A 24946-nucleotide genomic window follows, 5' to 3' on the forward strand; every position below is an offset into this window, starting at 1 on the left:
GGGCTGCACACGGCCCCGCTCGCCATGGCCGGACGGGGACGGCCGACCACGACGAAGGAACGGAAATCCATGGTGGCTGCGAAGCCGGCGTCGCTGTGGGAGCGATTTGCCACAGCCGACCCGGGGCTGCTGCGTCTGACCGCCGGGCTGCGCGCCGTCCTCGGTCTCACTCTCACCCTGGCCACGCTGACGGTACTCGATCAGTCCTCTGTCGTGCTTCTGACCGGCGGCTTCACAGCAGTGGTCACCTCGTTGGCGATCAGCGACCCGCACCCCCGCAACCAGTTCCGAACTCTGCTCGCCGGGGCTCCCGTGAGCCTTGCCGCCTTGACGGCAGGGGGCCTGCTGGCGCCTTTCCCCTTCGCGTCCCACCTGGCCTTCCTGCTGCTGATCTTCGCCGCGGTCTATGCGCGCCGCTTCGGACGCCGCGGCCTGGACCTCGGGATCTTCGCCTTCATGGCCTACTTCCTGTCCCAGTTCGCCAAGATCCAGCCCCACCAGCTCCCCCAGCTGACCGGAGCGTTGACCGTCGCCTTCGTGGCAGCCGCAGTCACTCGCTTCTGTCTGGTGCCCACGACGTCCTACGGGATCCAGAGGCGCCTGAGGGCGGCGTTCGACAGACGGCTCCGTGATGCGCGGCAGGCCACGTCGGATCTGCTCGCAGACGGCGGAGCCGGCGTCGGCAGACTCGAACGGCGTCTCGACCGGCTGCACACCTCCGCGCTGCTGCTTCAGGAATTTCTGTACGAGGCTCCCGTCAGGCTGCTTCGCGACACGACGGCGGAGCTGAATCGGACGGCCCGTGCGGACGCGACCGCGCAGCGCCTCGGAGTACTCGCGATCCGCGCATCGGAGGATTCGACGGCGTCCTCCGCCAACCCGATGAGGGCGGCGGAGACGGTGGACCTGGCGGACCGGGCAGAGCTCGACCGTGTGGCGCTCCGTCCTGGGGCGGCGCAGCCTTCAGGCCCGTGGCGGCACACGACGCGGCAGGCGTTCCAGGTGACCGCCGCGGCCGCGCTCGCCGTACTCGGCGGATATCTGGTCTCCCCGCACCTGTGGTACTGGGCCGTGGTCACGGCATGGGTCGTCTTCATCAATGCCGAGCACACCGGGGACGTCCTGCTGCAGAGCGGTCGGCGGCTGATCGGCACCGTCGCCGGGGTGCCGTTCGGATACGGCCTCGCCGTCCTGGCCGACGGGCACACGACCCTGGCCCTGGCCTTTCTCCTCGCTTGCGTCTTCGGGATGTTCTACACCCCCTCCGGCAGCTACTGGGCGGTGACCTTCTTCATCACCGGCTCGCTCAGTATGGTGCTCGCAGTCCTGCATACGCTCTCCCCTGAGCTGCTCGCCCTTCGCGTCCAGGAGACCGTTCTGGGGGCCGGGTGCGGGATCCTGGCAGCAGCGCTGGTCGTCCCCACGACTGTCCGCGCGGTCGCCGACACGCGGCTGAGGGAGCTGCTTTTCGTTCTCGACCACCTCATGCGCCGCGCGCCGCAGGCCGCACCCGATGCGCGTGATCTTGATCAGGCGCTGGAGGCCTTCCGCAAGGCCTGCCGCCCCCTGGTGCATCCGCTCAATCCCCGCCGCGCCGAGCGCGCCCGGGCCCGCTGTGTTCTCGAACGCGTGGAAGCCATATCCTTCCACGCGCGAAGCCTCGCCGCCGAGACCGGACGGGCACGAGACGCGGCAGCGTGGCCCGCGTCTCAGCGCTTGTCAACAGCTCGGCAGGACCGAACGATGCCCCCGCAGCCTTGTACACCCTGCCCATGCACCGCCCGGCCTGACAGCTGAGAGCAGCCGCGACCTGTGCGCGTCCGTCGCCTATGCCGAGGACGTCGTGCGGGTCGAGCGGGAGATCGATCGTTGTCTTGCAGCCGCACGCGGTACGCGGCCGACGAGGAGCCGATGACGTGGGCGGCCTAACTTCCGCTCGTTACGTCTCGACTCGAACCTTTCCACCCAGCAAGAGCGCGTGTGATCACGGGGAGACACTTTCGGCTGCGCCATGTGGTCATAAGAAGTCGCCCGAAACACCGAGGCTCCCCGGCACACTACGTGGTGCCGAAAGATCGCCTCTGCCGCTGGACGGCACGGGCGTGATTCGTACCCGACCGATCGGAGCACGACATCAAGACATCACTTCGCCAAGACGTCGAGAATCGCCGACGCTTACCCCTCGTTCGCACGTTCGCCCGGAGCTCCTTCGCCGCCGCCGTCGCCCTCGCCTTCCTCGCCGCCCTCTCCACGGGCGTCGTCACCGGCGGCGAATTGCGTACGCGCGGTTCGGAGGAGGTCGTGAGCGCCATCGACGCCCGGCCCAACGACGGCTCCGGCTACTGGCCGGACTTCTCGAACACCGGCTACGCCAACACGCCGGCCAACGCCGGGGGCCTGGGGCTGGGCGCGTACCCGGGCAAGCTCACCGACTACGCGGCGGACATGAGCGCCGACAAACCGCTGAGGCTCGAGTTCCCGGACAACAGCGTCATCTCCTACCAGCGTTTCCTCGGCCTGAAGGTGCTGATCTACGGCGACAACCTCACGTTCGTCGGCTGCCTGTTCGAGGGCACCAATCCCAACGACAACCTCGTCCAGATCTACTCGGACAACAACATCAAGTTCCTCTACTCGACGTTCAAGCCGAGCTCCTACGCGATGCCGCCCGGCAACGACGGCACCGTCTCGTCGTCCCACACCAAGCCGGGCACGCCCTTCGACAAGTCCTGGCAGCTCGCCACGACGATGAAGGAGGCCGTGGCCGTCATGGACCACAACGACATCTGGGGCAACGCGGGCATGATCATGGTGACGGGTTTCCCGGACCGCCCGTCGACCTGGACGAACAACTACATCCACGACATGGCGGATACGTCGCATGACGTATACCACCACGACGGCATAGGCCCGCAGAGCGAAGGCAACGGCGGCCCCATGGTCGTCCACCACAACACCCTGGCCTCCCTGGGCAACACCAACGCCCTGGCCCTGCAGGGCGACGGCGTGTACGACCACATCTCGTTCACGAACAACTACGTCTCCGGCTGGGGGTACGCGATCAGCATCGGCGTCGTGAACAACGCCACGAACATCACCGTCACCGACAACATCTTCTCGGCCGAACTCGAGCAGCTCTACGGCTTCCTGTACGGCAACATCTGGGGCGGGTCGGCGCGCGGCTCCACCTGGCGCCGCAACCTCATCCAGGCCCGTACGGGCGACGACAACCAGAGCTACACGACGGCCGACCACGGCAGATACCTGTGGCCGACCGGTGAGACCCATGCCACCGACTACACGGGCTGAGCCCCTTCCCGCGTGACGCCCGCCTCGCTGCTCTTCGTGAGCCACTCCGACCGGGGAGTGGCGAGGGGGCTGTCCTCCGAGGGCCGCTCGACCTTGACGGGGGCGGCTGGTGGCGGCGCAGCCTCAACCGAGGCGGTGACCGCCAAGCCAACGCCGCCCTCTCCCCCATCGTGCTCAGCCGTTTGCGTTCTGACACCGCACAACGCCGCGAACGAGGCCTCCGTTCGCAGCGGCGCAGTCGGGGCCGACGCAGCAGGCGGGACATGGCCTCGCAGCCGCCCGCCACCGGCCGGGAGACGGTGTACTGGCGGCCCCGGTGCTCGGGTGATCGCGCGGAACGCCGAGCGGGCGGCGCCGTCCGGGCGCCGAGTGACGGCCTTGATATCGGCGCTGGACAGCACCAGCCCCATACCGGCTTGGGCGGTATGGCTCGTTCTCCGCGGACGCGTCGGTTCCTACACCGACTCTTCATGGGGCGGCCGCCAGGGTCGTCCTCGCCGGCTTTTCCGATGGCTGGGGCTGCGGGTGTGCCAAGCCGTCGGCCCAGAGCAGGCCCTCGTCGTCCACGGCCACCTCCCTCGAATGGATCCACCCGTAACTGTTCCTGTGGTCGGGGATGTCGGCGAGCGCTTAGCCGATCTCGGTGTCGGTCACTTCTACCTGCGGCCGGTCGCGGCCGAGCAGGGCGATGGCGCGGTCGATGGCCGAGGCGTAGGCGCGGTGGGTGTTGGGGTTGGCCGTGCGCGGGGTGGCCAGAAAGGCGTCGGCGGCCGCGGCGAGCGTGACGTGCTCACCGCACAGGACGGCGCGACCGCGCATGCCGGCCGCCGGGCGGCGGCGCTCTTTGCGGAGGCCCGGATAACGTGCCGGAGTCCGCGGTGGCCGGACGGGCGGACCGCCTGCTCGGCACGCCGTCATGGCCGCGCAGGAGCAGGCGATGACGGGAGGGCGTTCTCATGAATGCCCTCGTTCATGGGAACCCTCCGGGGGTGCCGACATGATGCCCTGGCCCCCGAAAGCCGCGAGAGATCATGACCGGTGCCCGGCGTTCCGGTCGGCCTGGCTCTGCTGCCACTGCTCCATGACCTGCCGGAGGGGCGCGTTCACGAGGCGCAGGAACTCAGCGGCGACGTCGAAGCGGGCGCCGGCCGGGGTCGCGGCCCCGAGGATCTCCGCCGCGCGCTGCGATGCGGCGATCAGGGAGTCGTTCATTTGCAGGGCCGCAAGGGTGGACCGGACCCAGAGCTCGTCGTCGACGACATAGCGTTCGCGGCGGCCGCCGGGAGTTCGTTCCCGCTTGAGCAGTCCCTGCTGTTCGAGGAAGGCGACGGTCTGCGAGATCGACGCGGGGCTGACGTTAAGCCGCTGGACCAGGTCAGCGGCGGTGAGAGTACCGGAGTCGGTGACGTACAGGCAGGCCAGCGTCCTGGCCGCCATCCGGGGCATCCCCTGCTGATCGAGGAGCGTGGCGAAGGATTCCGTGAGGTTCTGGACCGCCTGGGGGTCGCGCCCATGGCTGCTGTCGCCGACCGGCGGTGCCGGAGACTTGGCCTTCCTGTGCCGGCGCGCACGCTGCTGGGTGGCCTCCTGCGCCTGCTGCGCCCCGTAATCGTCGGGTCCGCCGTTGCGGGTGACCTCCCGCATGATGGTCGAGGCAGGCCGCCCGAGACGCCGGCCGATCTCGGTGAATCCGAGCCCCTCGGCCAGCCCCGCAGCGATGTGCTGACGGTCCTCATTGGTGAGTCTGTCTCCGGGCATCGCTGCTCGTCTCCCATCTGCCGGCATGCGCGGGGCTCGGCGCCCAGTATGCATTCACTCGGAGTCCATTGCAATATGATCTTGATCATCCCTTGCATTCAGTGTCACATTCATTGCAAGAGAAGTCATTTATCCCATCAGAACAGGCACAACAAGCCTGCACGCATGTTGACTCAACTATGAATGCAATGTACTGTCACATACGTTCAGCGATGCATGAACATCTGTCGCGGTACGCGAGGTGCTCTCCCTCAACCCCCAGGGACCTGGAGCTTGCTCACAGAACGGCTCGAACAGCTCCACAGAGGAGAAAGATGACCATGTCTGACACCGAGAAGGTGATCGACCCCAAGCGGCGGTAGCGCGCGTAGGACAACTCCCGCCGAACTACCGCACGGCAGTCGAAGCTATCGGGCGGCACATGATGCACTTCGTGCCGACCGGCGCCATCGCGCCCGCCGCCGGCTAAGACACCGGAAAAGAAGACAAGACAGCCTGATCACGACGCAGCACATCGTGCCGGCCTACCTCCCGCCGCGTGTCAGCGGCGGCGTCAAGACGGCGACAGATCGGCCGGCGATGGCGGATGCCATGAACGGTTCAGCGATCGAGCCCTCAGGGCCGCGAACCACCCCCGACCTTCGTATGTCCATGAGCGCCGCGCAGGGACGGGCCCCGCAAGATCAAACTGTACGTAAGGAAATTCATGATGGGACACAGCAACAGCGGCTTCTCCAAGGCCGGGCTGGACAGACTGCGCGAGGTGCTGGCCGGACATGTCGAGTCCGGGAGGATTCCCGGACTTGTCGCCCTGGTCAGCCGGGGTGAGGAGACCCACGTCGAAGCGATGGGGACGATGCGCCATGACGGTGGCGCGCCGATGCGCCGCGACACCATTTTCCGGATGGCCTCCACGACCAAGCCGGTCGCAGTGGCGGCGGCGATGGTGCTGCTCGATGAGTGCCGGCTGCGGCTGGACGACCCGGTGGATCCGTGGCTGCCCGAGCTCGCCGACCGGCAGGTGCTGAAGCGGCCCGACGGCCCGCTGGACGACACCGTGCCGGCGCGGCGGCCGATCACCGTACGGGACCTGCTCACCTCCACGAATGGGCTCGGCATAGATATGACCTCGCCGGGCACCCCGATCATGGGCGCGCTCTTCGAGCAGGGGGTCTACGGCCAGGAGGACGGATGGCTGTTGCCGGCACCAGGGCCGGATGAGTGGATGCGCCGCCTCGGCACGCTCCCGCTGATGCACCAGCCCGGCGAACGGTGGCTGTACAACATCAGCAACGACGTGCTCGGCGTACTGGTCGCCAGGGTCACCGGCCAATCGTTCGAGACGTTCCTGCGTGAGCGCATCTTCGATCCGCTGGGCATGACCGACACCGGTTTCCACGTGCCCGCCGACAAGCTCGACCGGCTGCCGCCCCTCTACGCCCCCGATCCGCAGACCGGAGAGTTCCTCGTTGAGGACAAGGTCGAAGGGGGACACCACAGCAAGCCTCCGGCGTTCCAGTCAGGCGGCGGCGGACTGGACTCCACTGTCGACGACTATCACGCCTACTTCCGGATGCTGCTCAACCACGGGATGCACGGGATCCAGCGGATCCTGTCCCGGCCCGCCGTCGAGCTGATGACCACCAACCGCCTCACGCCCGAGCAGCTGGCCGCCCGAGAGGTCTGGGGCCGCAACGCCGTCCATTTGGCGTACGGCCTGGGGCAGCACGGCGGCTGGGGCTTCGGGATGGCGGTGCGCACCTACCGCGGCGACTACGCCCCCATCGGCCAGTTCGGCTGGGACGGCGGAAGTGGCACCACCGTCTACGCCGACCCGGACAACCAGCTGGTCGGCATCCTGCTCACCCAGACCGGGATGTCCACCCCGGACTCGGCGCGGGCCAACCACGACTTCTGGACCACCCTCTACCAGGCCATCGACGACTGATCCGCCCACCTGGTCAAGGTCGATCCGGCAGAAGACCTCGACCAGTACCACGACGAGCATGTCGCCCACGACCACCGGCAACCGCGCGCCTTCCTCAGGGACACCCTCGCCGAAGACGCAGAGGCCGGCCACCTCCGCGATGACATCACGTCCGACGAACTGGCCGACTTCTGCCGCCACGCCCTCCATGCCTCCGGCAGCCTGCCGTCCAAGGCCGCACTGCGCCGACTCGTCAAGCTCACCATGACCACGCTCCACCCTGACCGGTCTCCCCCACCCGATCCGTCTATGTGATCAGTCAACGGCGTCGTCGCGGATGAGGACGCTGCTCATAGCGCCGCCACCCGAATCGGCCCGCCGTCGACGTGGGCACGGCGGCTCGCCGGGCCGGGCATTGCCATCCGGTACGAATCAACGGGCGACGCTCAATCGGACGAGTTCACGGGCTCCCTTCGTCCTGCCCCCGTTCCTCCGTCGGAAAGAAGATCGCGCTGATCACATGCGGTCGTCGCTCCGGTCCGGGCCCGTTCCCCATCCGCGCCCTGAACACCTCCTGCAGCTCACCCGCGATTTCCTCCATCTCCTCCGAGCTGAGCCACAACGTCCCCTGCCGATACCCCACCCGATCCGCTACCGGATCGGCCCCCGGCCGATCGAGATAGGCGTTGAACTCGGCGAGCAGCGCCGCCATGGCCGCCGCGAAACCGTGGCGGTGGTCCTGAAGGGACATCGCCTTGGCCGTGTCGAGGTCGATGTGGGCGGCGTTCTGCCGCAGCCGGTAGTAGCGCTCGACCATCCCCCGCACCCGCTGCTCGTCGGCGACTTCCAGCAGCCCGGCGTCGGCGAGCAGGCCGACGTGCCGGTACAGGGTGGTCTTGGGCACGTCGGGCAGGCTCTCGCACAGGTCGGACGTGGTGCGGGTGCGCCCACCCGACAGTGCCCACATGATGCGCAGCCTGACGGGATGCAAGATCAGCTCAAGCGTGTCCATTCTCCTATATTCCCACATCTGGTACTGTTCCCAAACTTGGTACTATTCGAGAGGGGCAGTCGATGACCACGACACCGGCACGGCTCAGCGACGCGGCGGTGATCCCGCTGCGCACGCTGGACCCGGGCGCCGCACTGGACGACCTGGAATGGCTGGACGACGCGATCGGTGACGCGCGGGTGGTGGCGATCGGCGAGAGCGCGCACTACAACCGCGAGTTCTACGAGCTGCGCCACCGCCTCCTGCGTTACCTGACCGAGCGGCACGGGTTCGGCGCGTACGCGATGGAGACCGGATTCACGGAGGGCCGGCGTACCGACGCCTGGGTCCGAGGCGGCGAGGACCGGCTTGGCGAGATCATGGCGAGCGGCCTGACCTCACTGACGGGCCTTTGGCGGCAGATGGGCGCCCACCTGGAGTGGATGCGCCGGCACAACGCCACCGCCGAGCGCCCCGTCGGCTTCTACGGCATAGATCTGGGAGGCCAGAACGCCTCCCTGATCCCCGCCCTGGACGCCGTGCTCGCCTACCTCGCGCAGGCCGATCCCGGCTTCGAGCTCGACCCGGCCATCCGGGAGACGGCCTCGGCCTTCTCGGCGACGTCCGCGTTCGCCGCCCCCGCGACCATGGCCGTCTACGCCCAGCTTCCGCCCGAGACGAAGGACGCGCTGACGGCGGGCCTCGCCGGCCTCGCCGCGCGCATGAAGGGCCGGCGCCTTGAGTACGTCCGGCGCACCACCGCCGAGGAGTACGAGCGCGCGTTGCGATCCATGCGCCACGCGCTCACCCTGGAGTCCGTCATCCGCGGCATGACCGGCGGCGACCAGCAGAGCGTGATGTACAACCGCGACGCCGAGATCGCCAACACGGTCGAATGGATTCTGCGCCGACAGGACCGGATCGTCCTGGCCGCCCACAACGGCCACATCCAGCGCGGGCCCGCCGCGCTCCCCGGCATGGACCCGGTGACCCCGATGGGGATGCACCTGGCCGACCGGCTGGGCCAGGACTACCTGGTCATCGGCGCCACCTCGGGAACCGGTCACATGCTCAACTCCGACTTCGCGGCCTTCCAGGCCGGCGCCCTCTTCGCGCCGATGCAGGCCCCGGAGCCCGGCAGCCTCGACGCCCTCATGCATGCCAGCCACGACGGCCCCTTCGCCACCGATCTACGGCGACTGTCGCCGGCCGACGCCGAGGCCGTCCGGGGCGCCACCGTGCAACGCGCCGGCGTCGGCGCGTACTACTCTCCCGTGAGCGCACTGGACGCGTACGACATCGTCGTGCACCTGCCGCACGTCACGGGCGCCGACCCCGACGAGGCCGCGCTCGCCTGTTCGCCGCAGGAGGTGCGGGACGTGTTCTCCCACTACAAGTCCCAGTAGCCGGGCGGTCACTCCGTATGGCTGAGCCTTGATGTGCTGGGCTCGATCATGGCCCCTGCCTTGCCCCACCTCGACCAGCACCCCCGCGTCGGCGAGATCGCGTCCGTCGCGCTATACCTCGATCTGCGAGCCCATGATGACCGTGCGGTCGCAGGGCAGGCCGAATTACTCGGCCGCGTCGGCGGTGATGTACGAGGTGGCGATGAACGGCCGCTTACGCCACGGCGCCATCGTCGGAGCCGGCCCCCGCCGAAGCTCGATCTTCGACAGGAAGGAGGACGCCTGCTCGAGCCGCAGTCGCCCCTCGGTCGTGGCCGGGCCGAGCATCGCCAGCGCGCCGAGCACGTCCGGTGCCTGCATGTAGCCGAAGCGGGCGGTGACGTGGATGATCCCGTCGTCGACGGCGATGCGCCGGCCGGCCGGAACGCGGCGAGCGGGCTCGGTCTCGATGGACATGATCAGGACGTGGTCGTGCCGCACATGGTTGTGCTCGACCACGGTTGCGGGAAGACGGCTGCGCCGAGGCCGACGATCCACAGCGGCGTGCCCCACCTCACGCGGGCCACGTGGAAGAACAGCAGGGGTGGTGATGGTGATCGTCCCGGTCACCGCCATGCCGGACGCGAAGGCCAGCGCCGTGAACGAGCAGCGTACAGCGCCTCGGCGCCGGTCACTGCGAGCACGACCGCCGCCAGAGAAGAAGGTGATGCCGAAATGGCCGGTCAGGAAGCCGATCGCGTAGGTCGGCGACAGCGCCTTGGCACGCCGATGTAGCCAGCTGTCGAACAAGGACAGGAGCTCGGCGGAGGTCCGCTCGCATCCGGCGGTACGGGCGGTGAATGCTGCGCGCGTGCGCCAACGCGCAACCCACGAGCGCGACCGCAGTGAATGCGGCGAGCCTGACGAGGCCCTCAACACCGAAGGCCCGTTCGCCTTCGGCATGCGCCAGGAAGCCAGTGGCGAAGCACCAGGCCATCACACCTGTCGCCAGGGGGTAGCGACGCCCAAGCCCCGAACAGGCCGACGGCCACCGCCATCAACACGACACCAGCCGCGCTCCCGGAGAAGGGAGGCAGACTTGCTTCCTTCTCGGGGCCGTAGATGCGGCGGATGTTGGCCAGGTGCTGCTCGCGCGGGCTGTCGGGGTTGACGTTGGCCGGGTCCTCGGCGTCGAGCATCTCCTCGAAGCTGCCGTACCGGCTCGCCCGCTTGACGCGAGTGAGGGCGTCGTCGCGGCCGCACACGAACCGGATGTGGTCGCCGGCCTTGAGGCTGTGCAGGCACTCGGACCTCGGCGGTTTTGCGGCCGGCGGCGACCAGGTCGAAGTAGCGGCGGTAGAGGTGCTTGGGGTCGGCCAGCATGCGACCGACCATGGCGTCAACCAAGGATTCGACGTCGCCGGGCCAGGTGGTGATGTCGAGCATCCAGCCGCGGGCCGATGATTCGAATCGCTTCCGTGGTCTGCGCTCGCCGTTGGCTCACTACTCTGTGGTACCGTATAGTGGTACTCGGTACTACAAGGTACCAGGAGATCGAAGAGGACCCACGATGGACGACCTGACGGAGATGCTGAAGGGCACGCTTGAGGGCTGCGTGCTGGAAATCATCGGCAGCGAGGAGACCTACGGGTACGCCATCACGCGTCGGCTGAACGAACTCGGCTTCGCCGACGTCGTCGAGGGGACGGTTTACACCATCCTGCTGCGGTTGGAGAAGAACGGGCTCGTCCAGGTGACGAAACGACCGTCCGGGCTGGGCCCGCCGCGCAAGTTCTATGCGCTCAACGACGCGGGGCGCGAAGAACTCGCGACGTTCTGGGCGAAATGGGAGTACGTCTCATCACGGATCGACAAGCTCAAGGAGGGCGGGAGATGAACTTCTGGGAGACCATGACAGGCAGCGATCTCACCAGGGAATGGAAGGCGTTCGAAGCCCGGGCCGCGGCATTGCCGGCCGACTACCGGGCGGCGTGGGAGGAGATCAAGGGTCATCTTTTTCCCCACGCTGACTTCACGGGTCGAAACCTGATGCCGATTCTCGACGGCGCTCTGGGGCTGCTGGAAGAGACGGCGGCCGATGGGCGGAGCATTCACGAGGTGCTGGGTGACGACATCGGGGGCTTCTGCACGGCGCTGGCCGGCGGAGAAGGGGCTCGGAGCTATCGCGACCGGTGGCGCGAGCAGTTGAACAGGAACGTCGCAAGGAAATTGGGCCGACTAGGAGGCTGACGTGGGCATCCAAGACATCATCGAGGGCAAGAAGCAGTGGCGGGCGCACATGGCGCGAGTCAAGGCGCTCCCGCCGGACTATCGGATCGTCTACAAGGAGATTCAGAGGTACTTCTTCAAGGTAGGGCCGGTCGGACTGGCTGATGGGTCCCTGCTCTCGGGGATCGTCGATTTCTTCGAGGAGGGCGTCGCGGCCGGCAAGGGAGTCCTGGAACTCATCGGCAACGATGTCGCCGCCTTCTGCGACGACCTGATCAAGGACTCGCGCACCTACGCGGACATCTATCAGGAGTCCATCAGCGGGAAACCCGGCACGGCCGAGAAGTAACAATGGATGAGCCGTAGGAGACATCCGGCCCCTGACCACCGACGGCCTGCTTGCCGCTGCGCGCGCCGAGCAGCGCCGACCGTCTCCCGCGGCGCCCGGCTGGTGCGCACCCGCCCGCACTTCCAGCGGGCGGCCGTCGTGAGATCCCGGGCGCGATCGTCATCGAACGCAACCATCTGTAATGGCGTCTCGACCCGGCCGGCCCGCATCCCCGAGGCGACCTGCCACGACGCCGGCATCACCGGTGACGAACTCCCGCCGGTGCTGCGGGTCGGCGACCGCCGCGCCGCCCAGCCGCCACGCCCGCCTGCTGCAGGCCGTCCGCGACCGCCAGGCCCTCGACGCCGGCGAGGACCGCTTGCGTCGCTTCCGCGAATAGGCGCCGTCCACTTGGACGGGCCCCGGGAGGGCGCTTGAACACCCTCCCGAGCCGGAGCAGCAGAGCGCGGAGAACGGGACCCCGCCCCGCGAAGACGTCGGCGAGATCCTGTGGACGCCGAACCGCCCCAGGGAGGCGTCCCGGCGGCGAGCAGGCCTGCTGCGGTGTCGTATCAGCGGCCGTGTCAGCACGGCAACGGTCCGATATCAGCGCTTTCGGCGATGGTGGATGCCATGAACAGGTCAGCGATTGCGCACTCATGGTCTCGGGCGCTCCCGCCTCGTCCGCGACGATCGAACTCTCCAGTGGGCTGACACAGCCCGTCTTCGCCTAAGGGATGACGGACTCGCCCACGAACGGCGATCAGCTATTCGGTGTTGCTAAGTACCAGTAGTCAGTGTTACTTTGTACCGGTAGTCAGCAGCACTAAGTAGCTGAAGGAGGGAGGCGTCCCATGGGCAAGCTCGTGACGGAGATGCTCAAAGGAACGCTGGAGGGCATCGTCCTGGCGATCCTGTCCGGCCGGCCCGCATACGGCTACGAGATCACGGCGTGGCTGCGGGACCAGGGCTTCTCCGACATCGCCGAGGGCACCATCTACGCGCTGCTGGTCAGGATCGAGCAGCGCAGCCTGGTCGACGTGGAGAAGGTCCCGTCGGAGAAGGGACCGCCACGCAAGGTGTACTCCCTCAACGACCAGGGACGGGAGTACCTCGAAGAGTTCTGGCGGACCTGGAGCTTCCTGGCCGACCGGCTCGAACAGCTCCGCGAGGGAGGCAAGTAGACATGACTACAGGATCAAACGAGCCGAAGAGCCGTTACCTGCAGTACCTGGAGATCGTCACCGGATCGCTGGAGGAGAAGAAGCGCTACCGGCAGTACAAGGCACGCATCAAGCAGCTTCCCGAGAACTACCGCATCGCGGTCGAAGCGCTGGAGCGGTACCTGATGCACTTCGGGCCGGTCGACGGCGCCGGCGCGATGGCGATGTACGACGACCTTGCCGAACTGTTCGAACAGGGCGCGGCGGACGGCACCCCGATCCGCGCCATCTTCGGCGAGGACCCGGTGGAGTTCGTCGAGGCGTTCGTGGCCAACTACCCCCTCGGCCAGTACAGGACCCGGGAGCGCAACCGCTTCACCAGCGCCATCGAACGCGCCGCCGGCGAGAACACCACGACAAAGGACAGGACGGACTGATGACGACACAGCAAGCCGCGGCGATCCAGGTGCAGGGCCTGGAGAAGGCGTACAAGGAACTGCAAGTGCTGCGCGGCGTGGACTTCACCGTGGCGCCCGGCAGCATCTTCGCCCTGCTCGGCTCCAACGGGGCCGGCAAGACGACCGCCGTGAAGATCCTGTCCACGCTGCTCAAGGCCGACGCGGGGACGGCACGGGTGAACGGCTTCGACGTCGCCACCCAGGCCGCGGACGTACGCGAATCAATCAGCCTCACGGGGCAGTTCGCCGCCGTCGATGAGATCCTCAGCGGGCGGGAGAACCTCGTGCTGGTCGCCCGGCTACGGCACCTCAAGAACCCCGGCGAGATCGCCGATGACCTGCTCGCCCGCTTCTCGCTCACCGACGCCGGCGGACGAAAGGTCGCGACGTACTCCGGCGGCATGCGCCGACGCCTGGACATCGCGATGAGCCTCATCGGCAATCCGCCCGTCATCTTCCTCGACGAGCCGACCACCGGCCTCGACCCTCAGGCCCGCATCGAGGTGTGGCAGGCCGTCAAGGAACTCGCCGACCAGGGCACCACGGTCCTGCTCACCACGCAGTACCTGGACGAAGCCGAACAACTCGCCGACCGGATCGCGATCCTGCACGAGGGCCGGATCATCGTCAACGGCACCCTGGCCGAGCTCAAGCAACTGCTCCCGCCCGCCAAGGTCGAATACGTCGAAAAGCAGCCGACCCTCGAGGACGTCTTCCTCACCCTCGTCGGCACGAAGGCATAAGGAACCACGATGAGCAAGCACTTCTTCACCGACACCACCGTCCTGCTGGGACGCTCCCTGCGCCACATCACGCGCAGCCCGGACACCATCATCACGACCGCGATCATGCCGATCGCCATGATGCTGATGTTCGTCTACGTGTTCGGCGGCGCGATCAGAACACAGTCGGACTCATATGTGAACTACATGCTGCCCGGCATCCTGCTCATCACGGTCGCCTCGGGCATCGCCTACACCGCATACCGGCTGTTCATGGACATGAAGGGCGGTATCTTCGAGCGCTTCCAGTCCATGCCGACCGCGCGCTCGTCCGTGCTGTGGGCGCACGTGCTGACGTCGCTGGTCGCCAATCTGATCTCGCTCGTGGTCGTGACGCTCGTGGCCCTGCTCATGGGCTTCCGCTCCTCGGCCGGAGTGCTGGCGTGGCTGTCGGTGGCGGGCATTCTGATCCTGTTCACCCTGGCGTTGACGTGGATCGCCGTCATCCCCGGCCTGTCGGCCAAGACCATGGAAGGCGCGAGTGCGTTCTCCTACCCGCTCATCTTCCTGCCCTTCCTCAGCTCGGCCTTCGTGCCCACCGACACCATGCCCGGCCCGCTGCGCGTTTTCGCCGAGAACCAGCCGGTGACCTCCATCGTCAACGCCATCCGCGCCCTGTTCGCGGAGCAGCCGGTCGGCAACGACATCTGGATCGCCCTCGCCTGGTGCGTCGGCATCCTCATCGTCGCCTACGCCTTCGCCATGAACACCTACCGCCGCAAGATCTCCTAGGGCGAGCCCTACAAACACGTACTATCGCGAGACAAGGAACAGTCGTGAACGAATCCCTCCACACCCTCACCACCATGCCGACGGCCCGTCAGGCCGGCTGCCCCTTCGACCCGCCCAAGGAGCTGATCCAGGCCCGCGAGCACGGCCCCATCAGCCGCTTCCCCTTCCCCGACGGACACCAGGGCTGGCTGGTCACCGGCTTCGACCTGGCCCGGGCGGTCCTGGCCGACCCCCGGTTCAGCTCACGCAAGGAGCTCATGCGCCACCACCCGCTGATCGACTACAGCGAATACGGCGACATCGAGCTCCCCCCGGCCCCGCCCGGCGAGTTCCTCCTCATGGACGAACCTCAGCACAGCCGCTACCGCAAACCCCTGGTGGGCAAGTTCACCGTCCGCCGCATGCGCCTGCTCACCGAACGCGTCGAGCAGGTCACCGCCGAGCACCTGGACGCGATGGAGAAGGCCGGCCCGTCGGCGGACCTGGTGACCGCCTTCGCCAAGCCCATCCCCGCCATCATCATCTGTGAGCTGCTCGGCGTGCCGTACGAGGACCGCGGCTCCTTTCAGGACAACATCGACAAGTTCCTCGGCGGGGAGGTCAGCGACGAGGAACTGATCGCGGCCTACACCGCCACCCAGCAGTACCTCGCGCAGCTGGTGGCCGCCAAGCGCGCCGACCCCACCGACGACGTGCTCAGCGACCTCATGGACAGCGATCTGACCGATGAGGAGCTGCAGGGGATCGCCCTGATCCTGCTGTCGGCCGGGTTCGACACCACCGCGAACATGCTGGCGCTGGGCACCTTCGCGCTGCTGCAGAACCCGGAGCAGCTGGCCGCGCTGCGCGCCGAGCCCGCGCTCACCGAACCGGCCGTGGAGGAACTGCTGCGGTATCTGAGCGTCGCCAAACAGTTCGCAAGGGTCGCACTGGAAGACGTCGAACTGGGCGGCCAGACCATCAAGGCCGGCACGACGCTCATCCTGTCGCTCGCCACCGCCAACCGCGACCCCGAGCGCTTCACCGACCCCCACAACCTCGACCTGCGCCGGCAGGACGGCGGGCACCTGGCCTTCAGCCACGGCATCCACCAGTGCCTGGGCCAGCAGCTCGCCCGCGTCGAAATGCGCGTCGCCCTCCCCGCACTGATCAACCGCTTCCCCACCCTGCGCCTGGCCGTACCCGCAGACGAGGTCTCCCTGCGCCCGGAGACCGCCGACATCTACGGCGTCAAGAGCCTCCCCGTCACCTGGGACGCGTGACCACGAGCCGGTGGCGGGCAAGGCCACTCACGGCCACCCGCCACCGCCGTGGCTGCTCACCTGCGGCGACCGCGTCCGCAGCCGCCTAGGCTCCGCGACCGGCCTGATCGGCCACGTGCTCGCCGAACTCGCCGACCACGTGCTGCCGGCCCTGACGTCAGCCACGAGGCTGCTCAACAAGCAGGATCCGGCAGAGGCCGACAACTTCGGCAGCACCGTCATCGTCGCCGTCGAAGCAGCCGCACGGACCCACCAGGGCAGGCCCAGCCCCACCCTGGCCGACATGATCCGCAAGATCACCGCAGCCCTCGACGCCGCTTGACGGGACGTCGACCTGCGCAACCACCGCTTGTCACAGGGCCACTGGTCAACGGCACGCCCCAAGGTGTTCGACAACGATCATCTACGCCCGGTCGCTGCGCGAACGCGGCGTGGTCGTGCCTTACATCGCAGGGCTGACCAGTCCTGTTTGGTAAGCGATGACGACCAGTTGCGCACGGTCGCGCGCACCCAGTTTCGCCATCGCGCGGCTGACATGGGTGCGTGCGGTGGCCGGGCTGAGGAACAACGCGGCACCGATCTCGTGGTTGCTCAGGCCCTGCCCCACCAGGGCCAGCACTTCGCGCTCGCGCTCGGTCAGCACCGCGAGCCGGTCCTCCGCGACCCGGGCAGCTGTTCGTCTCGCGGTGAACTGGCCGATCAGGCGTCGAGTGATCCGCGGCGCGAGCAGCGCGTCTCCGGCGGCGACCACGCGGACGGCATGCAGGAGCTCGGCCGGTCCGGCGTCTTTGAGCAGGAAGCCGCTGGCACCGGCCTGCAAGGCGTCGAAGACGTACTCGTCGGTGTCGTAGGTGGTGAGGATGAGGACTCGGACCTGCTCCAACCCGCGCGTCCCGGCGATCTGGGCGGTGGCTTGGATCCCGTCCACCTTGGGCATGCGGATGTCCATGAGGACGACGTCGGGGCGGGTGGCGCGGGCCCGTTCGACGGCTTCGGCGCCGTTGGTGGCTTCCCCCACCACAGTGATGTCGTCCTCGAGGTCGAGCAGGACCTTGAACCCGGATCGCACGAGACCCTCGTCATCGGCGAGCAGCACCTTGATCTGAGCGTCGGTCAACGGTGAGGAGGCCGCCGCGTTCATAGGCGCGCCCCGGTCGGCGCGAGGGGCAGCCGTGCCCTGACTTCGAACCCGCCGCCTGGAATCGGCCCGGCGTCGAGTTCTCCGCCCAGCAGTTGACAGCGTTCGCGCATGCCGACGATCCCGCGGCCGGGCTTGGCCGAGCTGCCCGTGCCGCTCGGATGCCGGGCCGGTAGGCGCGCATCCGCGGAGTCATGACCTGGGGCGGCACGGCGGCCCTCATCGGTCACGCGGATCTCCAAGGCCTCGATCCCGGGGTTCAGCGCCACCGTCACCCGAGTCGGGCCGACGTGGCGGATCACATTGGTGATCGACTCCTGAAGGATGCGGTAGGCGGCACTTCCCACCGCGCTGGGCAACGGCGTCGCGGGCGAGGTCTCCTCAAGCTTGATATCGAGTCCCGCCTCACGTGCCTTGGCGGCCAGTTCGTCGATCTGCCCCAGCCCGGGGTACGGCGCCCGCCCGTCGTCACCGTCGTCGTCACGAAGTACTCCGAGGATGGCCCGCATCTCCCGCAGCGCCCGGGAACTGGTCTGCTCGATGGCGCGCAGCGCCTCGCGCGCCACTTCCGGCCGCTTGTCGAGCACGTGCGCGGTGACACCGGACTGGACGTTGATGATCGCTATGGCGTGCGCGACGGTGTCGTGGACCTCGCGCGCGATCCGGAGCCGTTCGGCGTCCACCCGCGCCCGCGCTTCCTCCTCGCGAGTCCGTTCGGCCAACTCGGCGCGCTCCTGGGCTTCGGCCGCGATGACCTGCCGGGACCGGACGGACTCGCCAAGGGCCGCGCTCATGACCGACGCGCCGATCCGGAAGTACACCCAGCCGATGGCGGCGCGTGGCTCGATGTCGGCCGCGGCGACCAGCCAGCCGATGGCGAGCACCGAGGTGCCCACGCCGGCGATCATCAGCGACCGGCGCCCGTCACCGTAGGCGGCGAGGGTGTACAGGGTGACGAAGAGCCCGAGCCAGCCGGGCCCGTCCGGGAAGTCGAGGCCGTAGTACACCAAGCTGGCGAGCGCGGCGACGAGGAACACCGGCACCGGCCACCGGCGCCGGACGGCGACGACCAGGCCACTCACGATCAGCAGGACATATCCCAGGTTTCCGAGGTCGGTGAGGGGACGCTGCACCACCTCGCCGGCATTGCGGACTATCGTGCCCTGAACCTGCATCACGGTGATGAAGAGCGCGAGCAACACCTCCTGCGCCATCACCGGCAGGCGCAACGACATCACGCGGCGTTCCATGTCGCGATCCTACGGTCCCCGCCCGTGAGAACACTCCGCCCAGACGCGCGGCCGCCTACGACGACGGGCGTACCGAGGCACGAGTCGTCTACGCAGAACTGCGTAGACGCTGCCATCCGCTGTCGGAGGCCGCGGCCGCCTCGACGGCGCGATGATCGATCCCGAGAAACCCCTCCCAGGCGCTCGCTCGTCACCGGCACCTCGACCGGCACAGGCCGAGTCACCGCGCTGCACACGCTGCCGACGCCCCTCATTTCAACCGAAAGGATTCTCAATGTCCGTCCTGTTGGTGCTTGCCGCACAGGCGGCCTCGCCAGTCTGTACGACGCCGGCAGAATGCGCGGGCCAGGGTGTCGACACTTTCCTCGGGACCCCTGAGCGGATCTGGGCCAGTGCGGCCGCACTGGTGTCGCTGGGCGGCGTGGTCATCGGCTGGCTGGCGCTGCGCTCTGTCCGTCGTATCGGCGACGGCGGGAGGAGAGGAGCCCTCGTGGCCCTGGTGGTGGGGCTGATCGGCGGGCTCAACGGCGCGGTGAAACTGGCTGTCGCCGACGGTGGTCTCGGCACCGGCAACGGAGTGTTCGGGGCGGCCGTGGCCCTGGTGCTTGGGCTGGTCGGTGCGGTCCTCGGCGGGCTGGCCCTGGCCCGCACCCGCCGCACCGAGCTGAGCGGCTGACCGCAGCGAATACGAGCTACACACTTCGCTCACCGTACGACGGCCGCTTCTCGTGAACTTGTACGCATGTACGTACAGGCAGGTACAGCTGCCCAACTAATCCGACACCTACACCAAGACCGCGATCAACGTCTGCCGAAAGGCGAACGCCGCGGCCGCAACAGCAGGAGGCTGACGTGTTACACGTGATCGGCGCGGGATTCCCGCGTACCGGAACCAGATCGATGAAGGCCGCGCTGGAAAGGCTGGGATTCGGTCCCTGCTATCACATGGCCGAAATCGGGAGCAATCCCGACCATGTCGACCGGTGGCTGCCCGCCGCCTCGGGCCTGCCGCTGGACTGGGACAGCGTGCTCGACGGCTACGGATCCACCCAGGACTGGCCGGCCAGTTTCTTCTGGCGCGAGCAGGCGGAGGTCTACCCGGACGCGAAGGTCGTCCTGACCGTCCGCGATCCGCATCGCTGGTATGTCAGCATGCAGGCTCTGATCGCCACCCGCCGGGACGTGCCGCCGGATCTGCCTGAAGCGAGGGCCGCGGTACTCAGGACGATGGAGAGGCTCCGCCCGGTTCTCGATCTCATCGGAGAGTCCACCTTCGGCGACACCTGGGACTTCCAGCGGGGCATGCCCGACGAAGAGATCGCGGTAGCGGCGTTCCACCGTCACGTGGCCGTTGTCCAGAAGAGCGTGCCCGCGGATCGCCTCCTGGTGTTCGACGTCCGCGAGGGCTGGGAGCCGCTCTGCCGGTTCCTGGGCGTCGACGCTCCCGCCGGCGAGCCGTTCCCGCACCTCAACGACTCCGAGAGCATGCAGCGCGCGCTGCAGCGACTGTTGACCGACGGCAGCATCGACTCGGCTTTCTTCTCCGGCACGCACGACTGAACGGCATCACCGCGCCTCTCCACGGGACCGTCCTGCGAAGGGGGCGCGGAGGTCGTCCTCGCCGATTCCGTGAAACCCCTCCCAAGCGCTGCACACGCTGCCGACGCCCGTCATTCGACCGAAAGGATCCTCATGTCCGTCCGTCACTTGCTAGCCACCGCCGCAGCCGCCCTGCTCGGAGTTGTAGGGCTCGCCACACCGGCAGCCGCGCACGTTTTGACGCAGCCCGTCGGTGCTTACGCCTTGACCGCCGGGCGTCTCTGGTCCGCGGTGGCCGCGCTGCTGGGGCTGGCCGGCGCCGTCATCGGCGGGCTGGCTCTGGCCCGCTCCGCCGGTCGTATCGGCACCGGCACCGGGAGAAGGGGGGCCATCGTGGCGCTGGCGGTGGGGCTGGCCTGCACGGTCATCGGCGGGCTGGTCGTGGCCGCCGCCGATGGTGGTCCCGGCACCGGCTACGGCATAGTCGGAGGCTACGTGGACCTGGTGGTCGGGCCGATCGCCCTGATCCTCGGCGGGCTGGCTCTGGCCCGCTCCCGCCGCACCGCCTGACCCAGCCCCGAGCCAGTGCCGTTCTCTTACGGTAACGGTACGGCAGCGCGAAGGACGATGCCGTACCAGGAGACGGGATCATGGGCCGCCGAAGCGGCTCAGGAGCTGGTCGGCGGCGGCGTGGCCGGCAGCGCAGGGAACTGCACCGACGGCTGCTGCTCGCCCACCGCCCGATGCCTGCCCGCGTACGCGCCACCCACCGCTCCGAGATGCGCGTCGCCCGCACCGCCATGTTCGCTCTCCCCGTACTGGTGCCGCGCTCGACCGCTGCCCAGAAGGCAACACCGGCCGCGCCACCGTCGGACTCCCCTCGGATGACCGGCCACCGGCCTCGGCATTCGCCCTGGCTGCAGGCCTTTCGCGGCAATCAGCCCCTTCGACCATGGCACGATCTCTGCGCTCCGATGCTCCTTGGTGATACCAGCGCACCCAATTCCATCAAATGAGTTTGATGTATTATCCGAAGCATGGTGCCCGGTCAAGCAGTCCCACCGCCGTTCGTCCGGTTGGCCGCCCATGAGGTGCGCTGGCGGCTGCTGAGCGAGCTGGCGCGCAGCGATCTACGCGTACGGGAACTCGTCACCCTGCTCGGCCAGCCACAGAACCTCGTCTCCTACCATCTGCGGCTGTTGCGCTCGGCCGGGCTGGTCAAGGCCCGCCGCAGCAGCTTCGACGGCCGCGACAGCTACTACCACCTGGACCTGGAGCAATGTGCGCAGGCACTGGCCGCCGCCGGTGCCGCCCTACATCCCGCGCTACGTCTGCTCCCCGCCGAGCCGGCGGAAGCGCCAGGAGCAACCGCGGCCGAAACATCGGCGGTGCCTTCTGTACTGTTCACGTGCACCGGCAACAGCGCCCGTTCACCCATCGCCGAGGCCCTGCTGCGCCACCGCGTCGGCAACCGCGCCGAGGTGACCAGCGCCGGCAGTCACCCCAAAGCGCGCCTCCACCCCGACGCCGTGCGAGTGCTGCGCCAGCAGTACGGCATCGACATCGCCGACCAGCGTCCACGGCATCTGGACACGATGACCGGCCGCCGCTTCGACTACGTGATCAGCCTGTGCGACAAGGTCCGCGAGGTCCGCCGCGACTTCGACGACCACCCGCAACGCCTGCACTGGAGCATCCCCGACCCAGCCGCCGCCAACGGCGACAACACGGCCCGGGACAGCTCCCCCGCCTTCGACCGCACCGCCGCGGAGATCGACACCCGCATCCGATACCTGCAACCCATCCTTCTGCCCACCCCGCACCGGAAGGTCCAGCCATGACAGCAGCCGACCAGGTCGCCAGCGTCCGTTACATCGTCGACGACGTCCAAGCGGCCATCGACTTCTACACCACTCATCTCGGCTTCACCCTGAACTTCAGTGCGGCGCCCGCCTTCGCCGACGTGGTACGCGGGCCGCTGCGTTTGTTGCTGTCCGGGCCCACCAGCTCCGGCGCCCGCGCCACCCCCGACCAGGCCGCCGGCGCCGGCCGCAACCGCATCCACCTGGTCGTCGACGACCTGGACACCGAGATCGCCCGGCTGCGCGACGCGGACCTGCCGTTCCACAGCGACGTGGTCTCCGGCCCCGGCGGACGCCAGATCCTGCTCGCCGACCCCGCCGGCAACCTGATCGAACTGTTCCAGCCCGCCAGTCGGCCCGGGCCCTGAGCAACGCAGCCACATGCCCCACGGGTGAGCCGGTCGGCCACCGACCAGCTCACCGCACCTACCGAGATCCGAGAAGCGACCATGTCCACCGCGCCCGACGTGCTGTTCCTCTGTGTGCACAACGCCGGCCGCTCACAATGGCCGCCAACGTGGTGATCATCACCGAACTCGCAGCCGCCTCGGCCCGGATGAGCGTTCGCCTGATGCCACTGACCACGTGATGGACGGATGACGCGGCTGCGCTGCTGGGCCTCCCGGCCGATCCCTGACTATGACCAAGCAGTATCGTGACCCGATATCGGGATCCGTTTCAACGGGAGGTCGCCGTGGCAGGCACACCCACCCCCACCGGTCAGGGGCAGTTGGAGCGCCGCCTGGGCCTGGCCGACGCGGTCGTCATCGGACTCGGCTCGATGATCGGCGCCGGCGTCTTCGCCGCCTTCGCGCCGGCGGCCCGCGCGGCCGGCTCGGGGCTGCTGCTCGGGCTGGCGCTGGCCGCGGTGGTTGCCTACTGCAACGCGACCTCCTCGGCCCGGCTGGCCGCCCGCTACCCCGCCTCCGGCGGCACCTATGTCTACGGGCGGGAGCGTCTGGGGGATTTCTGGGGCTATCTGGCCGGGTGGGGGTTCGTGGTCGGCAAGACCGCCTCGTGCGCGGCGATGGCGCTGACCGTGGGCTCCTACCTGTGGCCGGAGCACGCGCACGCGGTCGCGGTGACCGCCGTAGTGGCGCTCACCGCGGTCAACTACACCGGGATGCACAAGACGCTCTGGCTGACCAGGGCGATCGTCGCTGTGGTGGTGACCGTGCTGGCCGCAGTCGCGGTCGTCTGCCTCACCTCCGGCACCGCCGACGCCACGCGCCTGGACGTGACCTCGGACGCCACCGTCACCGGGATCCTGCAGGCGGCAGGTCTGCTGTTCTTCGCCTTCGCCGGATACGCCCGCATCGCCACGCTGGGCGAGGAGGTCCGTGACCCAGCCCGGATCATCCCCAGGGCCATCCCGCTCGCGCTCGGCCTGACCCTGGTGGCGTACGCCGCGGTCGCGGTAGCGGCGCTGGCCGTGCTGGGCAGCTCAGGTCTGGGCCGGGCGACCGCCCCGCTGGCCGAGGCCGTGCGCGCCGCCGGGCTGCCCGCCCTGACGCCGCTGGTCAGCGCGGGCGCCGCGGTGGCCGCGACCGGCTCGCTGCTGGCGCTGATCCTGGGCGTCTCCCGCACCACGCTGGCCATGGCCCGCGACCGGCACCTGCCGCACGTGCTGGCCGCCGTCCACCCCCGCTTCAAGGTCCCCCACCGCGCCGAACTGGTCATCGGCGCGGTCGTGGCGATCCTGGCCGGTACGGCGGATCTGCGCGGCGCGATCGGCTTCTCCTCCTTCGGCGTGCTGGTCTACTACGCCATCGCCAACGCCAGCGCCTGGACTCTCACACCCGGCGAGGGCCGCCCGGTACGGCTGATCCCCGCCGTCGGCTTGGCCGGCTGTTTGGTCCTCGCTTTCGCCTTGCCACTTTCCTCAGTGATCGCCGGAGCAGCGGTGCTGACCGTCGGCGCCGCAGCATACGGTCTACGGCGGGCGATCAAGCGGCCTACCTGAGTTCGGGTGGTTGGAGTCCCTTCGCCAAGCCCTGTCCCTGCCGATAAAGACCGGGCGGGCCGGCTACCCGCATGGTTCTTCGCCCCTAACAACCGTGACCGTGATGTGCTCAGCCCAGATCGGCCGCCCCAAGGCGTCAGTTCGTTGGTCCGGACGAGCGCTCGGGCAGACACAGAACGGCCTTCCCGATTTGCCCCGGGAAGGCCGTTGTCTCTTTGGCGGGGCCGGACAATCGCGCCGGACAACGCTCGCACGTTCCCCGCGGCCGAAGGGTTCTTCGGTTCCGGCCGAACGACGCTGGGCCAGGCCATCCCGCTGTACCAGCAGACGCTGCGGCTGCGGACCCCCTGGAGCGCGATGGGTGAGTCGGTCATGGTCATCAGCTCGCCCATCGCGCGCGGTGCGCTCTTTGACGGCCTCCTGTAGCGCGGCCGCGGCCTTGATGAGGGCCTGCCCAGGCGTCGAACGCATCGCGACGCCGCTGACAACGGCGAGTCCAGGGCTTCCGCTCAGGTCGCCTGGAACCCCAGGTTCAGCTGTTCCACAGTCTCCCCGTCTCATCACCGCCGGTGGTGGCGAGCAGGCAGCCGCCGGGCTGGAAGGCGATCGCATAGATGGGGCCGGTGTGGCCGGTGAGGGGCTCGCCGACCGGCTCGCGCGCGACCGGGTTCCATACCCACACCGCCTTATCGGCGGTGGCGAGCAGGCTATCTGTTTTCCACCGATCGGGGCCGCCGGACCCGCGCCTGGCGTCTGCTGCGTCTACTGCTCCGCCGCTAGGAGCTGTTTAGAGTTCGGATCATGTGGTTGAGGTGAGGAGTCTTAACCACATGATCGAGCCTCGGAGGTAGAGTCCGGCCTCGTAGCTTT

Annotated in this window: 29 protein-coding genes; 21 read left to right on the forward strand and 8 right to left on the reverse strand. The window is 68.4% G+C overall.

The annotated features are described in order from the left end of the window. Positions 1 to 69: 69 nt before the first annotated feature. Positions 70 to 1797 (forward strand): FUSC family protein, encoded by a 1728-nt coding sequence (locus tag ACIBI9_RS64410; RefSeq protein WP_397238439.1) that lies wholly within the window; start codon positions 70 to 72, stop codon positions 1795 to 1797. A 504-nt stretch (positions 1798 to 2301) separates the two neighbouring features. Beyond that, a complete protein-coding gene (locus tag ACIBI9_RS64415; protein WP_397238441.1) occupies positions 2302 to 3309 on the forward strand; it encodes a hypothetical protein in 1008 nt (335 codons plus the stop codon). 630 nt (positions 3310 to 3939) lie between these two features. Here the strand turns inward: ACIBI9_RS64415 and ACIBI9_RS64420 are convergent. Beyond that, positions 3940 to 4128, reverse strand: coding sequence for a hypothetical protein (locus ACIBI9_RS64420; protein WP_397238442.1), 189 nt, complete (start codon positions 4126 to 4128; stop codon positions 3940 to 3942). Positions 4129 to 4338: 210 nt separating this feature from the next. Next, complete coding sequence (locus ACIBI9_RS64425; protein WP_397238444.1) at positions 4339 to 5067, reverse strand: helix-turn-helix domain-containing protein; 729 nt, start codon at positions 5065 to 5067, stop codon at positions 4339 to 4341. Between the two features lie 706 nt (positions 5068 to 5773). On the opposite strand from ACIBI9_RS64425, the gene ACIBI9_RS64430 reads away from it, so the two are divergent. Further along, entirely contained in the window at positions 5774 to 7015 is a 1242-nt protein-coding gene (locus ACIBI9_RS64430) for a serine hydrolase domain-containing protein (protein ID WP_397238446.1), read from the forward strand. 439 nt (positions 7016 to 7454) lie between these two features. On the opposite strand, the gene ACIBI9_RS64435 is transcribed toward ACIBI9_RS64430, so the two are convergent. After that, positions 7455 to 8006: a helix-turn-helix domain-containing protein gene (locus ACIBI9_RS64435; RefSeq protein ID WP_397238448.1), complete on the reverse strand. Its 552-nt coding sequence runs from the start codon at positions 8004 to 8006 to the stop codon at positions 7455 to 7457. A 62-nt stretch (positions 8007 to 8068) separates the two neighbouring features. Here ACIBI9_RS64435 and ACIBI9_RS64440 point away from each other — a divergent pair, with 62 nt between their 5' ends. Beyond that, positions 8069 to 9391: an erythromycin esterase family protein gene (locus ACIBI9_RS64440; RefSeq protein ID WP_397238450.1), complete on the forward strand. Its 1323-nt coding sequence runs from the start codon at positions 8069 to 8071 to the stop codon at positions 9389 to 9391. 165 nt (positions 9392 to 9556) lie between these two features. Here ACIBI9_RS64440 and ACIBI9_RS64445 read toward each other — a convergent pair whose 3' ends face one another. Together ACIBI9_RS64445 and ACIBI9_RS64450 are read right to left on the reverse strand one after the other, a co-directional pair. Next, on the reverse strand, positions 9557 to 10180 hold the full coding sequence (locus ACIBI9_RS64445) for a hypothetical protein (protein ID WP_397238452.1): 624 nt from the start codon (positions 10178 to 10180) through the stop codon (positions 9557 to 9559). A 122-nt stretch (positions 10181 to 10302) separates the two neighbouring features. Then, a complete protein-coding gene (locus tag ACIBI9_RS64450) occupies positions 10303 to 10569 on the reverse strand; it encodes a hypothetical protein (protein ID WP_397238454.1) in 267 nt (88 codons plus the stop codon). 371 nt (positions 10570 to 10940) lie between these two features. On the opposite strand from ACIBI9_RS64450, the gene ACIBI9_RS64455 reads away from it, so the two are divergent. The 10 genes from ACIBI9_RS64455 to ACIBI9_RS64500 all read left to right on the forward strand — a co-directional run bounded on the left by ACIBI9_RS64455 (position 10941) and on the right by ACIBI9_RS64500 (position 16646). Continuing rightward, positions 10941 to 11267 (forward strand): PadR family transcriptional regulator, encoded by a 327-nt coding sequence (locus ACIBI9_RS64455; protein WP_397238456.1) that lies wholly within the window; start codon positions 10941 to 10943, stop codon positions 11265 to 11267. Next, positions 11264 to 11620 (forward strand): DUF1048 domain-containing protein, encoded by a 357-nt coding sequence (locus tag ACIBI9_RS64460; protein WP_397238458.1) that lies wholly within the window; start codon positions 11264 to 11266, stop codon positions 11618 to 11620. The genes ACIBI9_RS64455 and ACIBI9_RS64460 overlap by 4 nt, the downstream gene beginning before the upstream one ends. Before the next feature lies 1 nt (position 11621). Continuing rightward, positions 11622 to 11948, forward strand: coding sequence for a DUF1048 domain-containing protein (locus ACIBI9_RS64465; protein WP_397238460.1), 327 nt, complete (start codon positions 11622 to 11624; stop codon positions 11946 to 11948). A gap of 244 nt (positions 11949 to 12192) precedes the next feature. Further along, positions 12193 to 12327, forward strand: a complete 135-nt coding sequence (locus ACIBI9_RS64470) for a hypothetical protein (RefSeq protein WP_397238462.1) — start codon at positions 12193 to 12195, stop codon at positions 12325 to 12327. 454 nt (positions 12328 to 12781) lie between these two features. Next, the gene (locus ACIBI9_RS64475) at positions 12782 to 13111 is read left to right on the forward strand and encodes a PadR family transcriptional regulator (protein WP_397238464.1); all 330 of its coding nucleotides are present in this window, start codon (positions 12782 to 12784) and stop codon (positions 13109 to 13111) included. Positions 13112 to 13113: 2 nt separating this feature from the next. Beyond that, entirely contained in the window at positions 13114 to 13527 is a 414-nt protein-coding gene (locus ACIBI9_RS64480) for a DUF1048 domain-containing protein (RefSeq protein WP_397238466.1), read from the forward strand. Next, positions 13527 to 14291, forward strand: coding sequence for an ABC transporter ATP-binding protein (locus ACIBI9_RS64485; RefSeq protein WP_397238468.1), 765 nt, complete (start codon positions 13527 to 13529; stop codon positions 14289 to 14291). Before ACIBI9_RS64480 ends, ACIBI9_RS64485 begins: the two co-directional genes overlap by 1 nt. A gap of 9 nt (positions 14292 to 14300) precedes the next feature. Next, entirely contained in the window at positions 14301 to 15062 is a 762-nt protein-coding gene (locus tag ACIBI9_RS64490; RefSeq protein WP_397238470.1) for an ABC transporter permease, read from the forward strand. Positions 15063 to 15106: 44 nt separating this feature from the next. After that, a complete protein-coding gene (locus ACIBI9_RS64495) occupies positions 15107 to 16324 on the forward strand; it encodes a cytochrome P450 (RefSeq protein ID WP_397238472.1) in 1218 nt (405 codons plus the stop codon). Between the two features lie 10 nt (positions 16325 to 16334). Continuing rightward, the gene (locus ACIBI9_RS64500) at positions 16335 to 16646 is read left to right on the forward strand and encodes a hypothetical protein (RefSeq protein WP_397238474.1); all 312 of its coding nucleotides are present in this window, start codon (positions 16335 to 16337) and stop codon (positions 16644 to 16646) included. Between the two features lie 120 nt (positions 16647 to 16766). On the opposite strand, the gene ACIBI9_RS64505 is transcribed toward ACIBI9_RS64500, so the two are convergent. Together ACIBI9_RS64505 and ACIBI9_RS64510 are read right to left on the reverse strand one after the other, a co-directional pair. Continuing rightward, positions 16767 to 17465, reverse strand: a complete 699-nt coding sequence (locus ACIBI9_RS64505) for a response regulator (protein WP_397238476.1) — start codon at positions 17463 to 17465, stop codon at positions 16767 to 16769. Continuing rightward, the gene (locus ACIBI9_RS64510) at positions 17462 to 18697 is read right to left on the reverse strand and encodes a sensor histidine kinase (protein ID WP_397238492.1); all 1236 of its coding nucleotides are present in this window, start codon (positions 18695 to 18697) and stop codon (positions 17462 to 17464) included. The genes ACIBI9_RS64505 and ACIBI9_RS64510 overlap by 4 nt, the downstream gene beginning before the upstream one ends. A 289-nt stretch (positions 18698 to 18986) precedes the next feature. On the opposite strand from ACIBI9_RS64510, the gene ACIBI9_RS64515 reads away from it, so the two are divergent. From ACIBI9_RS64515 to ACIBI9_RS64545, 7 genes are all read left to right on the forward strand, one after another. Continuing rightward, complete coding sequence (locus ACIBI9_RS64515; RefSeq protein ID WP_397238478.1) at positions 18987 to 19388, forward strand: DUF6223 family protein; 402 nt, start codon at positions 18987 to 18989, stop codon at positions 19386 to 19388. Between the two features lie 185 nt (positions 19389 to 19573). Further along, positions 19574 to 20272 carry a sulfotransferase family protein gene (locus tag ACIBI9_RS64520; RefSeq protein ID WP_397238494.1) on the forward strand — a complete coding sequence of 233 codons (699 nt, stop codon included), beginning with the start codon at positions 19574 to 19576 and terminating at the stop codon, positions 20270 to 20272. Positions 20273 to 20515: 243 nt separating this feature from the next. Further along, the gene (locus tag ACIBI9_RS64525; protein WP_397238480.1) at positions 20516 to 20821 is read left to right on the forward strand and encodes a DUF6223 family protein; all 306 of its coding nucleotides are present in this window, start codon (positions 20516 to 20518) and stop codon (positions 20819 to 20821) included. A gap of 467 nt (positions 20822 to 21288) precedes the next feature. Beyond that, positions 21289 to 22092, forward strand: coding sequence for a metalloregulator ArsR/SmtB family transcription factor (locus ACIBI9_RS64530; protein WP_397238482.1), 804 nt, complete (start codon positions 21289 to 21291; stop codon positions 22090 to 22092). Continuing rightward, positions 22089 to 22481, forward strand: a complete 393-nt coding sequence (locus ACIBI9_RS64535; protein WP_397238484.1) for a VOC family protein — start codon at positions 22089 to 22091, stop codon at positions 22479 to 22481. Before ACIBI9_RS64530 ends, ACIBI9_RS64535 begins: the two co-directional genes overlap by 4 nt. 326 nt (positions 22482 to 22807) lie before the next feature. After that, entirely contained in the window at positions 22808 to 24076 is a 1269-nt protein-coding gene (locus tag ACIBI9_RS64540; RefSeq protein ID WP_397238486.1) for an APC family permease, read from the forward strand. Positions 24077 to 24283: 207 nt separating this feature from the next. Beyond that, positions 24284 to 24502 (forward strand): hypothetical protein, encoded by a 219-nt coding sequence (locus ACIBI9_RS64545; RefSeq protein ID WP_397238488.1) that lies wholly within the window; start codon positions 24284 to 24286, stop codon positions 24500 to 24502. A 106-nt stretch (positions 24503 to 24608) separates the two neighbouring features. On the opposite strand, the gene ACIBI9_RS64550 is transcribed toward ACIBI9_RS64545, so the two are convergent. Then, positions 24609 to 24758, reverse strand: a complete 150-nt coding sequence (locus ACIBI9_RS64550; protein ID WP_397238490.1) for a hypothetical protein — start codon at positions 24756 to 24758, stop codon at positions 24609 to 24611. Positions 24759 to 24946: the final 188 nt, after the last annotated feature.

Source organism: Nonomuraea sp. NPDC050451 (genome assembly GCF_044458585.1).

Coding starts and splice junctions, on each gene's coding strand:
- ACIBI9_RS64410 (WP_397238439.1), top strand. CDS start 70: ATGGTGGCTGCGAAGCCGGCGTCGCTGTGGGAGCGATTTGCCACAGCC.
- ACIBI9_RS64420 (WP_397238442.1), bottom strand. CDS start 4,128: ATGCGCGGTCGCGCCGTCCTGTGCGGTGAGCACGTCACGCTCGCCGCG.
- ACIBI9_RS64425 (WP_397238444.1), bottom strand. CDS start 5,067: ATGCCCGGAGACAGACTCACCAATGAGGACCGTCAGCACATCGCTGCG.
- ACIBI9_RS64430 (WP_397238446.1), top strand. CDS start 5,774: ATGATGGGACACAGCAACAGCGGCTTCTCCAAGGCCGGGCTGGACAGA.
- ACIBI9_RS64435 (WP_397238448.1), bottom strand. CDS start 8,006: ATGGACACGCTTGAGCTGATCTTGCATCCCGTCAGGCTGCGCATCATG.
- ACIBI9_RS64440 (WP_397238450.1), top strand. CDS start 8,069: ATGACCACGACACCGGCACGGCTCAGCGACGCGGCGGTGATCCCGCTG.
- ACIBI9_RS64450 (WP_397238454.1), bottom strand. CDS start 10,569: ATGCTCGACGCCGAGGACCCGGCCAACGTCAACCCCGACAGCCCGCGC.
- ACIBI9_RS64455 (WP_397238456.1), top strand. CDS start 10,941: ATGGACGACCTGACGGAGATGCTGAAGGGCACGCTTGAGGGCTGCGTG.
- ACIBI9_RS64460 (WP_397238458.1), top strand. CDS start 11,264: ATGAACTTCTGGGAGACCATGACAGGCAGCGATCTCACCAGGGAATGG.
- ACIBI9_RS64475 (WP_397238464.1), top strand. CDS start 12,782: ATGGGCAAGCTCGTGACGGAGATGCTCAAAGGAACGCTGGAGGGCATC.
- ACIBI9_RS64480 (WP_397238466.1), top strand. CDS start 13,114: ATGACTACAGGATCAAACGAGCCGAAGAGCCGTTACCTGCAGTACCTG.
- ACIBI9_RS64485 (WP_397238468.1), top strand. CDS start 13,527: ATGACGACACAGCAAGCCGCGGCGATCCAGGTGCAGGGCCTGGAGAAG.
- ACIBI9_RS64490 (WP_397238470.1), top strand. CDS start 14,301: ATGAGCAAGCACTTCTTCACCGACACCACCGTCCTGCTGGGACGCTCC.
- ACIBI9_RS64505 (WP_397238476.1), bottom strand. CDS start 17,465: ATGAACGCGGCGGCCTCCTCACCGTTGACCGACGCTCAGATCAAGGTG.
- ACIBI9_RS64510 (WP_397238492.1), bottom strand. CDS start 18,697: ATGTCGTTGCGCCTGCCGGTGATGGCGCAGGAGGTGTTGCTCGCGCTC.
- ACIBI9_RS64515 (WP_397238478.1), top strand. CDS start 18,987: ATGTCCGTCCTGTTGGTGCTTGCCGCACAGGCGGCCTCGCCAGTCTGT.
- ACIBI9_RS64530 (WP_397238482.1), top strand. CDS start 21,289: ATGGTGCCCGGTCAAGCAGTCCCACCGCCGTTCGTCCGGTTGGCCGCC.
- ACIBI9_RS64535 (WP_397238484.1), top strand. CDS start 22,089: ATGACAGCAGCCGACCAGGTCGCCAGCGTCCGTTACATCGTCGACGAC.